The 13,888-nt window shown below is 45.5% G+C and carries 12 protein-coding genes; 1 reads left to right on the top strand and 11 read right to left on the bottom strand.

What is annotated here, in order from left to right:
• Nucleotides 1-55: 55 nt before the first annotated feature.
• The 4 genes from bioD to bioB are packed head-to-tail and all read right to left on the bottom strand — an operon-like array spanning nt 56 to nt 3,735.
• On the bottom strand, nt 56-742 hold the full coding sequence (gene bioD / locus ACZ5ZC_RS13515) for a dethiobiotin synthase (protein WP_005390831.1): 687 nt from the start codon (nt 740-742) through the stop codon (nt 56-58).
• Nucleotides 739-1,545: a malonyl-ACP O-methyltransferase BioC gene (gene bioC / locus ACZ5ZC_RS13510; RefSeq protein ID WP_395203951.1), complete on the bottom strand. Its 807-nt coding sequence runs from the start codon at nt 1,543-1,545 to the stop codon at nt 739-741. Before bioC ends, bioD begins: the two co-directional genes overlap by 4 nt.
• Nucleotides 1,545-2,696 (bottom strand): 8-amino-7-oxononanoate synthase, encoded by a 1,152-nt coding sequence (bioF, locus tag ACZ5ZC_RS13505; RefSeq protein ID WP_395203950.1) that lies wholly within the window; start codon nt 2,694-2,696, stop codon nt 1,545-1,547. Before bioF ends, bioC begins: the two co-directional genes overlap by 1 nt.
• Entirely contained in the window at nt 2,683-3,735 is a 1,053-nt protein-coding gene (bioB, locus tag ACZ5ZC_RS13500; RefSeq protein ID WP_012841957.1) for a biotin synthase BioB, read from the bottom strand. The genes bioF and bioB overlap by 14 nt, the downstream gene beginning before the upstream one ends.
• A gap of 130 nt (nt 3,736-3,865) precedes the next feature.
• Here bioB and bioA point away from each other — a divergent pair, with 130 nt between their 5' ends.
• Nucleotides 3,866-5,146: an adenosylmethionine--8-amino-7-oxononanoate transaminase gene (bioA, locus tag ACZ5ZC_RS13495; RefSeq protein ID WP_054867763.1), complete on the top strand. Its 1,281-nt coding sequence runs from the start codon at nt 3,866-3,868 to the stop codon at nt 5,144-5,146.
• Nucleotides 5,147-5,181: 35 nt separating this feature from the next.
• Here bioA and ACZ5ZC_RS13490 read toward each other — a convergent pair whose 3' ends face one another.
• From ACZ5ZC_RS13490 to ACZ5ZC_RS13460, 7 genes are all read right to left on the bottom strand, one after another.
• Nucleotides 5,182-5,304: a TraR/DksA C4-type zinc finger protein gene (locus ACZ5ZC_RS13490; RefSeq protein WP_256875561.1), complete on the bottom strand. Its 123-nt coding sequence runs from the start codon at nt 5,302-5,304 to the stop codon at nt 5,182-5,184.
• A 141-nt stretch (nt 5,305-5,445) separates the two neighbouring features.
• Entirely contained in the window at nt 5,446-6,159 is a 714-nt protein-coding gene (locus ACZ5ZC_RS13485) for a hypothetical protein (RefSeq protein WP_054867762.1), read from the bottom strand.
• The gene (locus tag ACZ5ZC_RS13480; RefSeq protein ID WP_150918406.1) at nt 6,159-7,028 is read right to left on the bottom strand and encodes a peptidoglycan-binding domain-containing protein; all 870 of its coding nucleotides are present in this window, start codon (nt 7,026-7,028) and stop codon (nt 6,159-6,161) included. The genes ACZ5ZC_RS13485 and ACZ5ZC_RS13480 overlap by 1 nt, the downstream gene beginning before the upstream one ends.
• A gap of 203 nt (nt 7,029-7,231) precedes the next feature.
• Nucleotides 7,232-8,539 (bottom strand): serine--tRNA ligase, encoded by a 1,308-nt coding sequence (serS, locus tag ACZ5ZC_RS13475; protein ID WP_054867761.1) that lies wholly within the window; start codon nt 8,537-8,539, stop codon nt 7,232-7,234.
• A 91-nt stretch (nt 8,540-8,630) separates the two neighbouring features.
• Nucleotides 8,631-9,986 (bottom strand): replication-associated recombination protein A, encoded by a 1,356-nt coding sequence (locus ACZ5ZC_RS13470; protein WP_395203949.1) that lies wholly within the window; start codon nt 9,984-9,986, stop codon nt 8,631-8,633.
• Nucleotides 9,987-10,613, bottom strand: coding sequence for an outer membrane lipoprotein periplasmic chaperone LolA (gene lolA / locus ACZ5ZC_RS13465; protein ID WP_047008580.1), 627 nt, complete (start codon nt 10,611-10,613; stop codon nt 9,987-9,989).
• A 74-nt stretch (nt 10,614-10,687) separates the two neighbouring features.
• Nucleotides 10,688-13,741, bottom strand: coding sequence for a DNA translocase FtsK (locus ACZ5ZC_RS13460; RefSeq protein WP_005390815.1), 3,054 nt, complete (start codon nt 13,739-13,741; stop codon nt 10,688-10,690).
• Nucleotides 13,742-13,888: the final 147 nt, after the last annotated feature.

The following is a 13,888-nucleotide window of genomic DNA, read 5'->3' as shown; positions in this document are numbered from 1 at the left end:
CAATAAAAAAGGGCTGCATTACGCAGCCCTTTGGTTTTTAGTATTTTAAACACAATCAGTCAGTATTTAGCAAAGGCTCGACATTAATGTACTTGCCTAGCTCTTTGCGCTTAGCACTTGGAATGTATGGGATTTCGCCAAGCTTAGGCGCACCGATACGCGCTTCAAGCATCTCGATAATATCAGCATAGTGCTCGGTGCCAGGGTTAACTCGGTTTGCCACCCAACCAACAAGATTCAAGCCATCCGCTTTAATACTCTCAGCCGTGAGTAAAGCATGGCTCAAACAACCTAATTTAATACCAACCACCAAGACTACGGGTAACTGCTCTGCTTGTACCCAAGTAGATAAACAGTCGGTATCTGACACAGGCACACGCCAACCACCAGCGCCCTCAACGAGAACGACATCAGCTTGCTGCTTGTGTTGAGCCAGCTTTTCACTGAGGAGTTCGTATTTTATTTCGACATGTTCATGTTTTGCCGCGATGTGAGGAGAAGCTGGCAATTCTAAAGCGTATGGATTCACATCATCATAAGCGACATCAAGTGTCGCGGCCGCTTGTAAATGTAAGGCGTCAGAGTTACGCCATCCAGCTTCAGTCTTATCACTCCCTGCTGCCACTGGTTTATAACCAATAGTGTTTAGTCCTTTTGCTGCCAACGCTTGCAAAATGGCTTTAGACGCTACCGTTTTTCCTACATCAGTATCCGTACCAGCAATAAAAAAAGCATCAATCATAGATGTATTACTCCAAAACAAACCTGATAACTTGCAGGTAGAAAACCTTGATCATTTTTAAACGCTTGGTACTCATGCTCAACTTGCAGCAAAGTCTCTCGACTGGTTAAACCATGTGAGCGCCCGCTTACGTGATTTGCCCCTATACCTTTGAGGTCACGCATAACTGAAAATGCTGAGTCGTACCAAACTGTGATGGTGGTCAAGTCTAGTTGATGGTTGTCACATCGAGATTGCGCTAACGCAATTTTTACCTGATTGAGCGATAGAAAGTTATTGACGTGTTGATATGCATCAATTTTTTTCCATGATGCACGCAACTCGCACAGTGACCCTTCAGCTAGGGTAGAAAAAGCCGCCTTCCCATTAGCTTTTAGTACACGACGAACTTCTCTCAGGGGGTAACTTAAATCGGCACACCATTGCAAAGCCAAGCTAGAGAATACGTAGTCGAAGCTTGTATCGTCGAAAGGCAAGTTTTCTGCGTCGGCTAGCACATAATTCATTCGCTCATGGCCACAGCGCACCATAGCTTTGCTTAACATCTCTTGAGAGATGTCCACACAAAACACTTCAGCGCCACGCTCTTGAAGAAGTTGAGAAAAATAGCCCGTACCACATCCTAAATCCAAAACACGTTTATGAGTTAAGTCATTCGGAAGTTTGTCTAGTAAGCGATGGCCGACATCACGCTGGAAAGCGGCATGTTTGTCGTACGTGTTAGCTGCTTTACTAAAGGAAGCGGCGATCGCTTGTTTATTAGGCAGTAAGCAATCCAACTTCATTTGCTCTGCATTATCCATTACTGCGTTCCTAATGCTTGCTTCAATGCCATTGAAAGCGTTTTAACTTGTTCGTTAGTGTGATTAGCAGTGAGTGTGATTCGCAGACGAGACGTCCCTTTCGGAACTGTTGGAGGACGAATAGCAGTAACCCAAATACCGTTTTGGCGACAAGCACCTGCTACTCGCAAAGCCAAATCAGATTCACCAATCACAAACGGCTTAATCGAAGTTTGAGTCTCAACAAAGCCCTCAACGTCGCTGAGGCTATCTCGATACACTTCACTTAACTCTGTGAGCTTTTCACGTCGCCAAGACTGCTCTTGAACCATCGAGACAGCATGCGTGAGCGCATAGGCTTGTGCAGGAGGCATCGCCGTGGAATACACATGGTGACGAGCAAACTGAGTTAAAAAGTCCCCCGTTGCGTGGTCACATAAAATAGCCGCGCCAGACATACCAAACGCTTTGCCGAAAGTCACGATCAGTATCTCGGGTTTAACCGCTGCCAACTCGCAAGAACCACCACCAGATTGGCCAAGAACGCCGATACCGTGTGCATCATCGACGGCGAACCAAGCATCATGACTGCGAACGACTTCAGCTATATCAGCAAGTGGGGCACAATCACCGTCCATGCTGAATACCCCTTCAGTCACAACTAGATGGTTGTCTTCGCTATTAATCAGCGACTTCAGGTGTTCGATGTCATTGTGCTTGAAGCGCTTCATCTTAGCTGGTGACAACGCCCCCGCTTCCATCAAAGAGGCATGGTTCAAACGGTCTTGGATGAGTACGTCTGATTTTTCTAGCAAGGTGAATAACAAAGCTTGGTTAGCACTGAATCCAGAGCCAAACAGGACTGCCCTTTCGTAACTCAGCCATTCTGTTAGTGCCGCTTCTAAATTGCTGTGCGCGGCACTAAAACCTGTGACCATTGGAGATGCACCACTGCCACTGCCGTATACACTCAAGCCTTGCTGCCAAGCACGAACGAGCGCTTGGTCATTGGCCAAGCCTAAATAATCATTACTTGAGAAGTTGATGTAGCGTCTGCCTTCGTATTCCAAAATCGATTGGTTGCCGGAAAACACCACATTCATCGAACGATTCAGCCCCTGCGCTTTACGATCGGCAAGGGCGGACTCGATACGAGATTTAAACGCTGGCATCGTAGAAAAGGTCGTCTTTTGTCGGACGAGCAGCAACGCGCTCTACGACGCGATCCAGCAACTCGTTTTCTTCGATTTCATCAGGTTTTTGAGACACCTCTTGGCTGTTAATGCCGAGCTTGTCGAACAGCATCATGTCTTTGTCTTCAGAAGGGTTTGGCGTGGTCAGAAGTTTGCAACCATAGAAGACGGAGTTTGCACCCGCCATAAAACACAGCGCTTGCATTTGTTCGTTCATGTTTTCACGACCAGCCGATAAACGGACTGCGGATTGGGGCATCATAATTCGTGCTATTGCAATCAGACGAATAAAGTCGAACGGCTCAACGTCGTCCACTTCTTCCAATGGTGTACCCTTCACCTTAACCAGCATGTTGATTGGCACACTTTCAGGATGTACTGGCAAATTAGCCAGTTCAACCAACAAACCTGCTCGGTCGTTAGCACTTTCACCCATGCCGATGATGCCACCGGAACAGATCTTCATGCCAGCATCACGAACGTGAGACAAAGTGTCTAAACGGTCTTGGTAAGTACGTGTGGTAATGATGTTGCCGTAAAACTCAGGTGAGGTATCTAGGTTGTGGTTGTAGTAATCCAGACCAGCAGTTGCCAATTGCTTTGCTTGATCTGGCGTCAGCATGCCTAATGTCATACACGTTTCTAAACCCATGCCCTTCACGCCTTTGATCATGTCGGTCAAATGCGGCATGTCACGCTCTTTCGGGTTTTTCCATGCTGCACCCATACAGAATCGAGTAGAACCAGCATTTTTGGCTTTTTGCGCAGCATCGAGTACGCGTTCTACTTCCATCAAACGCTCTTTCTCGATGTCTGTGGTGTAACGAGCACTCTGAGGACAGTACTTACAATCTTCTGGACAAGCACCTGTCTTAATCGACAGAAGCGTGCTTACTTGAACATGGTTGGTTTGTTGATATTGACGATGTACAAGCTGCGCTTCGAATAGGAGATCCATGAATGGTTTTTCCATGAGATCGCGCACTTCAGCATGCGTCCAGTTATGACGAACTTCCACGTGTATTCCTTTAGTCACTTTTGTTGTTGTGTTGACAGTCTACTGAGTCTCGATAAACTGTCAACACAACACAAAACAACAAAGTTTACACCTGTTTATTTTTTAATCTTAATTATTATTGGAATCGCACATGGATCTCGCCTTCGACCGCCAGCATATCTGGCATCCTTACACTTCGACATTAACACCTCTGACCTGCTACCCAGTAGAATCAGCAAGTGGTGTTCACATTAAATTGGAAGACGGTACTGAGCTTGTCGATGGCATGTCTTCTTGGTGGTCGACAATCCACGGCTATAATCATCCGCACTTAAATCAAGCGGCTCACCAGCAAATCGATCAGGTCTCTCATGTGATGTTTGGCGGGATTACCCATCAGCCAGCAATCAATTTGTGTAAGAAGTTGCTGTCCTTAGCACCAAGTAATCTTGAACATGTATTCCTTGCCGATTCAGGCTCCGTTTCCGTAGAAGTCAGCTTAAAAATGGCACTGCAATATTGGCATGCAAAAGGCGAACGCCGACCGAAGTTTCTTACTTTGCGACACGGTTATCACGGCGACACTTTTGCGGCCATGTCGGTTACCGATCCTGATAACTCAATGCACTCTCTCTACAAAGGCTTTTTGCCTGAGCATATCTTTGCGGAGTCACCAACTTGTGGCTTTTGGGATGAGTGGGAATCTGAAGATCTTGCTGACTTTGAGCACAAGATTGAAACACATCATCAAGAACTCGCTGCGGTGATCCTAGAGCCTATCGTTCAAGGCGCAGGTGGCATGCGTATCTATCATCCAGAATTTCTCAAAGGCGTGCGTAGGCTTTGCGACAAATACGGCTTGTTATTGATTGCAGATGAAATCGCAACCGGATTTGGGCGTACCGGTAAACTGTTTGCTTGCGAACACGCAGATATCCAGCCAGACATTTTGTGTGTCGGGAAAGCACTCACTGGCGGCTACATGACGCTCTCTGCGACCCTAGCGAGCAAACACGTCGCGGATACTGTTTGTGGTGGTGATGCTGGTTGTTTCATGCATGGTCCAACCTTTATGGGTAACCCGCTCGCCTGCGCCGTTGCCACCGCAAGTTTAGAATTGATAGAACAAGGCAACTGGCAGCAGCAAACCCAGCAAATTGAAACGCTGTTTTCTGAACTACTGCCAAAACTTGAAAAATACGACTTGGTGAAAAACACTCGTTGGTTAGGTGCCATTGGCGTTGTGGAAACGCATCGTCCAGTGAATATGGAAACCATCCAAGCCTTGTTTGTTGAACACGGAGTTTGGATTCGCCCATTTGGCAAGCTGATTTATATGATGCCACCGTTTATCAGCAAACCAGACGAAATTGAGAAGCTAGTGAATGCGATTGATGCTGCTTTGCAACGTAACGACTGCTTCGCTTCATAGTTCAACTCAACACGAAAACGGTTTGAGTATGAGACTCAAACCGTCTCTTTATTTACGAGAAAAGCAAAGCTATCGAAGTTGACTGTCTTTACTCGCTCGTCGATGATATGTTGAATTTGTTGGCTGACGCTATCGTCGTTTGCCCACCCTACGGCCACAAGCCCTCCTCGTTACTTGAATGAGAAAAATCTACTTACCGTGTTAAGATGGATGACTATATCGCTTACAGATAACAAGATAATTAGGGCGAGTTAGAAAGCACTATTATATGTAAGTAAAAGTAGAAAACTTAAAATCAATTACCATTCTTTGATTAGCTCGTATGAGCCATTCTCTTGGAGCTTTGAAAGCACATACCCATGTGTAGAAGTATAGCTTCCGCTTAACACACTATTTTCTTTCAACAATATTACATCTTCCAAGCCGTCATCATTGTAATCTCCAGTTGCCAGCAGAGTCACCTTTTGATAACCATCGGAGTTATCATAAAATACTGCCTGAAAGTCATTCAATCGCTCAAAACTAGTGATCTTATCCATATCAGCCCATCGATGTACTTCTTTAGATCTTCTCACTTGTTCATCAGAAATTATAAAGCTCAATTCTGACGGAGATATATCCGGAAGGCTCTCACTAATGATACCGTCTGGTATGTAAGAAGTATTAGATGGTTTGAGAGCACCCATCACTTTCCATGAGTCACATAATACTTTTGTTGCCATTAACGCAGAGTGTTCTGAATCAATTTTAGCGCTGATCTTGTTTTGGTTTTTTTGCTCAAGATCAGCACAGCTTTTAGCTACTGAAACCTCGCCAGACGCGGACTTTAAAGGGAACTCAAAATACCACTCTGCATCATAAACTGCTCTGATATCATCTTGAGTTAAGAAGTTCACCTTATCGACGAAAAAACGGTCAGAATTATTATAAGGGCTATAAAATGGCTCTATCGATATTGGTTTAGCGATTAGGCTTGAAGAAGATAAGGCTAATACAATTAAGATTGCTTTCATTAACGAGACCTCAATAAGTTTGCTACATAAGCATTTCTTTCTGCTTGAACACCATTTCTTTTCGACTCGAGGGCTGCTTGCTGATAGTTTCCGTTTCGAATATGTCCATTAAATTTCGGGTAAGTGTCTTTAAGTTTTGGCATACCTAAATTAAATATCATGTCAAAAAGCGCCAGTTTTACGTTATCCGGATAAGATGTAAACTCTTTATCTCCATAGATAACCTTAAGCTCTTTTTCGAACGACTGTATGTGATGTGCTACCTGTTCGTTCATCACACTTTCAGTTAATTTGAGGACTGTAAAGGGCTTAAACCTTGAAGCAGGCTCGGATTCACCAAAAGGTCGAGCCTTAACACGCAAAAACTCTTCCTTGATTTGCTCGTGAGTAGCAGGTTCATTTGTAGAACTGTGAACGAACGGGAGCTTTGTTGCTGCGGTAACATCACTTAACATATTACCTACCCCAACAGTTACGTAACCTCTGGTATCCAAATACATATGCTCCACTCTTCCCTCATATTGCTCTAATTTAATCTTGAGCTTCATTTTGAGGGAGGATGAAACAGGCACAGACTTCTTCGCGCTCAAAACCGTGATAGCCTGTGTCAACTTACGATGGCTTCTTCCATTCACATCTATCCTTCCATCTGGACGAGCCATCCCAACAAGGTTTTTCTGAAAAGCTTTAATTGCGGCGACAGTCTTGGAGTTTTCCGGTCTAGATCCTAGTTTCCCATCCACTTTAAGCTCCTTTACTCCCTTTAAAGAACCAAGCAATTGGTTAATAGACCTTTGTACCGTACGAATATCAGCATCCACATTTTTACCACCCAAGCCAACAGAGCCGCTTATTCTTATTGAAGCCATGAAAGTACCTCCTTTTTAAATTTTGGAGGAGATTGTCATGCCCAATAAAGCTTAGAAAAATATCATTAAGAATTGTTTTCAATAATTTAGGTCAACTATGCAATACCTCATCCAATATTTACATAACAACGTATTTTCACTCGACGCAGATAACAAAAAACCCAGCACAGAGGCTGGGTTTTGATGTTCTAGTGGTTAATGAATTAACCGATGTGCGTTGCGCCTGCCATGTACTTCTGAAGTACTGTAGGGATTGCAATGCGGCCGTCTGCTTCTTGGTTGTTTTCTAGGATAGCAACCATGGTACGACCTACAGCTAGACCAGAACCGTTTAGCGTGTGTACAAGCTCAGGTTTCTTCTCGCCTTTACGACGGAAACGCGCTTGCATACGACGAGCTTGGAAATCCCACATGTTAGAACATGAAGAGATTTCACGGTAAGTTTCTTGAGCAGGAACCCAAACTTCTAGGTCGTAAGTTTTACGAGCGCCGAAGCCCATGTCGCCAGTACATAGAACGACTTTACGGTAAGGAAGCTCAAGAAGTTGTAGAACTTTCTCAGCGTGACCTGTTAGCTCTTCTAGTGCGTTCATTGAATCTTCTGGCTTAGTGATTTGTACTAGCTCAACTTTGTCGAACTGGTGCATACGAATCAGACCACGAGTATCACGACCGTAAGAGCCTGCTTCTGAGCGGAAACATGGCGTATGAGCTGTCATCTTAATTGGTAGATCCGCTTCGTCAGAAATCGTGTCACGAACTAGGTTCGTTACAGGTACTTCTGCAGTAGGGATTAGAGACAGTTTACGTGGCTCTTCGTCGTTTACTTTTTCCGCTAGAGGCTCTGTGTGGAAAAGGTCTTTACCGAACTTAGGAAGCTGACCAGTACCGAATAGGCTGTCAGAGTTTACTAGGTAAGGTACGTACATTTCTGTGTAGCCGTGTTCTTCTGTGTGAAGATCTAGCATGAACTGAGCGATTGCACGGTGTAGACGAGCAAATTGGCCTTTCATCACGATGAAACGTGCGCCAGTGATCTTAACTGCACTTGCGAAGTCTAGACCGCCACCCATTTCACCTAGGTCAACATGGTCTTTTAGTTCAAAGTCGTAAGTCTTAGGCTCACCCCAACGAGAGATTTCGACGTTGTCGTTTTCATCTTTACCATCTGGCACTTCATCAGCAGGGATGTTTGGTACAGAAAGCGTGAATTCGTCTAGTTGAGCCATTACTTGCTCAAGTTCAACTTTCTTCGCATCAAGATCGCTACCTAGAGTACCGATTTGTTTCTTAATCTCTTCTGCGCCTTCTTTGTCGCCAGCCGCCATTTTTTGGCCGATTTGTTTGGAGATAGAGTTACGCGTGGATTGTAAATTTTCTACTTCTACTTGAATGGACTTACGTTGTTCTTCAAGTTTACGAATAGTCTCTACGTCTAGCTTAAAGCCACGACGCGCCAGTTTAGCAGCTGTTTCATCCAGCTCTGTACGAAGTAATTTAGAATCCAGCATTGTTAATCCTATGCTTTTTGTTGTGAAATCACGCGCACTTTCCAAGCGTACGCGTTAAAAAAATTTACTGAACAAATGTATCCAAAAACGCCTACTTTTCATAGCGCTTTTGTTGGCTATTTGCGTCTAATTTAGCCAAGTAATCTAACTTTTCGCCGATTTTGGTTTCTAGACCGCGATTTGTTGGCTGATAATACTTACGATCTGCCATTTCTGGTGGCAAATATTGCTCACCGGCTGCATAGGCACCCGGCTCATCGTGAGCATAACGATACTCTGCCCCATACCCCATGTCTTTCATCAAACTGGTAGGTGCATTTCGAAGGTGATGCGGCACTTCATATTCAGGTAAGTTATGAGCATCTGTGAGCGCTTGTTTCCATGCCACGTACACCGCATTACTTTTTGGCGCGCACGCTAAGTAAACGATCGCCTGTGCAATCGCACGTTCACCTTCTGCCGGACCAACACGGGTAAAGCAATCCCACGCGGAGAGTGCGACTTGCATGGCTCTAGGGTCCGCATTACCTACATCTTCAGAAGCGATCGCCAATAAGCGTCGAGCAATATACAAAGGGTCACAGCCAGCAGCAATCATACGCGCAGACCAATACAATGCAGCATCGGGGTTTGAGCCACGAATCGATTTGTGGACTGCAGAGATTAAGTCGTACCAGATATCACCTTTGTTATCGAAGCGAGAGACTTTCTCCCCTGCTACTTCCGCAAGCAGCTTAAGCGTGATCTCCTTTTCACCTTGCGCATTGTCCTCTGCCATGTCGTAAAGCAGCTCAAGATAATTGAGAGACATACGAGCATCACCGTTTACCAGTTCTGCTAGGCGGTCTAATACGTTATCAGCGAAGTGTGCAGGTGTATTACCCAGCCCACGTTCTTTATCGCTAATGGCTTGGTTCAACGCCAACGAGATTTCATCTTTGTCGAGAGACGTTAGCTTGTACACACGCGCACGTGACAGCAATGCGTTGTTTAGCTCAAACGATGGGTTTTCTGTCGTCGCTCCAATAAAGGTAACCGTGCCATCTTCAATATGCGGCAAAAACGCGTCTTGCTGAGATTTGTTGAAGCGATGCACCTCATCCACGAATAAGATAGTGCGGCGACCTGCCATTTTGTTTTCACGCGCTTTGTCGATCGCAGCCCGGATCTCTTTAACGCCAGACGTCACCGCAGATACACGCTCAACTTCGGCGTTGGCATAGTTTGCTGCCACTTCCGCTAATGTCGTTTTACCTGTGCCTGGTGGTCCCCACAAAATCATCGAGTGAATGTGTCCCGCCTCTAGCGCTCGGCGTAGGGGTTTACCCGGACCTAAAATATGCTGCTGTCCAATATACTGTTCGATTGTTTGTGGTCTCATACGAGCAGCAAGGGGACGAAAATCTTCGTCCCCTGAGAAATCTAACGTGTAATTACTCACTACCAATTAATTCCTTTGGTCATCCACTTCCACGCCATCTGGAATTGTGAATGTAAATCTGTCTACCTTTGGTTTACCAAGCTTAACATTACTAAAAGTAAACAGCCCTTTCTGACCATCCTGCTCGATGACGTTAAAGCCTTTCACTACACCTTTTGTATCAATATTAATTTGGAATTGGCCTTGAGTAGAGTCGATTGCCGTTGGAATGAGCGTAAACTCATTACCTTTCTGAGAAATCTTATAGTTATCCCAATCGCTTGCTCTATTGCGAGTTAACAGCACAAATGGTGTTTGCTCGGTCGCTTGCTCTTGCCAGTAAATGCTTACTTGTTCAATGAATGGGCTGTAATACCACAACGTCTTACCGTCAGATACTAAAAGGTTTTCATCAGGGAAAGTCGTACTCCAACGGAACAAGCTTGGACGAGCGATTTCAACCGTGCCCTCACCTTCCATTACCGTTTCACCTTCAGGGCTGATCACTTGCTGGGAGAAATCGGCACTGAAACCTTCGTTCATTGCGAGACGTTTATTGAGTTCATCTTTTGGAGATGCTGCATTCGCAGCTGAGAAGAAAGAAACACTTAAAACTAGCGCTGAGAAAAATTTCGCTGAAAATCGTTTTTTCATTCAGATACCTATCAGAGGGTCAAAGACCTAAAGTTACTCACCTCAGTTGGACTGAAGTGAGTAAAACAAGTTCATTAATCTTTTGGCGGCGCAGGAGCTAAAACTTCGCGGTTACCGTTGTGACCCGGTGCACTCACGATACCTTGCGCTTCGAGTTGCTCAACAATACGGGCGGCACGGTTGTAACCGATCTTAAATCGACGCTGTACGCCAGAAACAGAGCCTCGACGTGACTGAACTACGTGCTCAACGACTTGATCGAAGAGTGGATCCACATCTTCATCCGCTTCCATTTGCTCACCTGGCAATAAGCTTTCTGGACTTTGATCTCCGCTGATGATCTCTTCAATGTAGTTCGGTTTACCACGCGCTTTCCAGTTGTTTACAACAGCATGAACATCATCATCTGATGCAAATGCACCGTGGACACGAGTTGTATGACTTGAGCCCGGCGGTAGATACAACATATCACCCATACCAAGCAGTGATTCTGCACCACCTTGGTCTAGAATCGTACGGGAGTCTGTTTTAGTCGATACCGTAAACGCAACACGAGTTGGAATATTCGCTTTAATCAGACCAGTGATAACATCCACCGATGGACGCTGAGTCGCAAGAATTAAATGAATACCTGCCGCACGCGCCTTTTGTGCCAAGCGTGCAATCAGTTCTTCTACCTTCTTACCAACCACCATCATCAGGTCAGCAAATTCATCGACAACAACAACGATGTAAGGCAGTTTTTCTAACAATGGCGGTTCCGTATCCATACTGTCGCCTTCTTGCCAGAATGGATCATGAATTGGGTGACCCGCTTCTGCCGCCATCTTCAACTTCTCGTTAAAGCCTTTCACATTACGAACGCCTAATGCCGACATCAATTTATAACGACGTTCCATCTCACCCACACACCAACGTAGAGCGTTTGATGCGTCTTTCATATCAGTCACAACTTCAGAAAGAAGATGAGGGATACCTTCGTAAATAGAAAGCTCTAGCATTTTCGGGTCAATCATGATGAAGCGTACATCTTCTGGGCCAGCTTTATACAGCATGCTCAAAATCATCACGTTCACACCCACCGACTTACCAGAACCGGTTGTACCTGCTACTAGCACGTGAGGCATCTTCGCGAGATCAGCCACAACAGCTTCGCCCGCAATGTCTTGACCTAACACAACCGTTGTTGGTGACGTTGCTTGCTCAAACTGAGGACTACTGATTACATCAGATAAATAGACCGTCTGACGACTCATGTTTGGCAGTTCCAAACCGATGTAAGGCTTGCCAGGGATTACTTCTACAACACGTACAGCCATTGCAGACAATGCACGCGCTAAGTCAGTTGAAAGACCAGAAATACGGCTTACCTTTACCCCCGGCGCCAAATCAAGCTCGAAGCGAGTGATCACTGGACCAGGATAAATCCCCACCACGTCGGCTTTGATTTTGTAGTCCGCTAGCTTGCTCTCAACCAATCGAGCGACCTGCTCTAGAGCATCTCGGTCGATAAAGTTTTCGCGTTTTTCTGGATGGTAAAGCAACTCGAGCGTTGGAAGTGGCTCTTCTGGAACAGGCAAGTTTTCTTCTTTCTGTACCAAAAATGGGTTCTGTGTCGCGGCTACTTTGGCTTGCGCACTAGAAACCATGTCTTGGAATGCCGCTACATCTTCGTCGCCGTCTTGAACCTCTTCAACCTCCGCTTTTTGAAGTGCAGGTTCAAATGTTGTTGAAGGTGTTGCCACTTGCTGATGAGGTGTTGTTGGAGCTGGCTGTACTTGTTGTACAGACTGTGACTCCACTTCGTCTTCATCGTCTAACACGTCAAAATCAGAGATCGTAGGTTCAATGTGTTGACTCGATTCTGTTTGCTCCGTGATGCTATCTAGCGCAGCGGAATCAATTACAGGCTCTTCATGCACAGGATGCTCAAGACTTGGCTGCTGTACTTGTTCTGCTTCAAATTGTTCGTACTCCGCATAATCTGGTTCAACACTGATCGGTTCTTCTGTAGCTGTATGTTGCTCTACATAGGAAGAGTAAGTGTCTGCAAATGATGGGGCTACCTGTTCTTCAGTTCCCCAGTCATCTGCTTGTTGCGCTGCAGCTTCAAGCTCTTCTATCGTGACATTCAGCTGCTTGGTACGCTCCAGAAGCGGATCAACGTTATCAGTATTCACCGCATGGACAGGTTGCGTTTGGTGCTCAGGTTGAGCATAAACTGGCGCAGCATTAACCGTAGCCTTGCGTTGTGGTGGCGTTGGTTCCACCATCATTTGTTCCGCTGGCTTCTCAGGTTTAGCTTGCGGCATATAAATAGGATACTCATGTACAGGCGCCGATTCTTTCGGCTCATCGACATCGAACGCCGTTAAATGAGGAAGCGGCTCATCATCAATGTCATGGTCTACGTTATGTCTAGGCGTAGAGACTTTATCTTCCACGAACTCATCTAGCTGAGGTTCTAAAACTTCTTGCTCAGAGCCTCTTATCTTATTTGCAAGCGCCGCAATTAGTGCTAATGCACGATCTCCAAGCCACTCAACGATGTTAAGCCATGAGATGCCAGTAAAGAGCGTAAAGCCCGCTCCCCATAAGAACAGCAGTACCAATGTCGTGCCAAGTACATTCAATGTAGGTAAAGCTAGGCTAGACAACACGTCCCCGACGACACCACCGGACGAGAAATACCAAATATCATCAAAATTAATATCGGCTAGACCACAGCTAGTCATTATAAGGACGACAAGGCCGAGTAACCTCGTACCCCATAACATGAAATCAATTGGCTCATCTTCTCCTCGTTTACGGCAAATCACCCATGCAGCCGCAGCTAGCAAGAAAGGGATGGGATAAGCGAGAGAGCCAAATGTGAAGAATAGTGTGTCCGCAAGCCAAGCGCCGAAAAGGCCACCAGCATTATCGATCTCCCCTCCCCATGCGGTTTGGGACCAGGAAGGATCGGCCGGACTGAAGGTAAATAGTGCAACCGCAAGCAATACCGAGCTAAGAACGCCAACGATAAAGCAGCACTCTTTTAAGCGTTGGAAGCCATTTAAGCGTGAAGACTGGGGCTCTTCACTGGTTTTGATAATGGTTTCGACTTTCTTTGCGTTCTCTTTGAACATAAATCAACTTGAATATGGAAATGAAATAGGAATTTGCAAAACATTCCGAGCGGCATCAAGCCGCTCGGTAAATTGATTTAACCATATCAAAGAGAAAAACCCAATTACTCTCTGGCGAAAGCGGAAGCATATACCGCTTTCTTTGCA

This window comes from Vibrio sp. JCM 18905 (assembly GCF_055393305.1).
The sequence above is the reverse complement of the archived record's forward strand: the minus strand, read 5'-3'. Positions and strand labels throughout refer to the sequence as shown.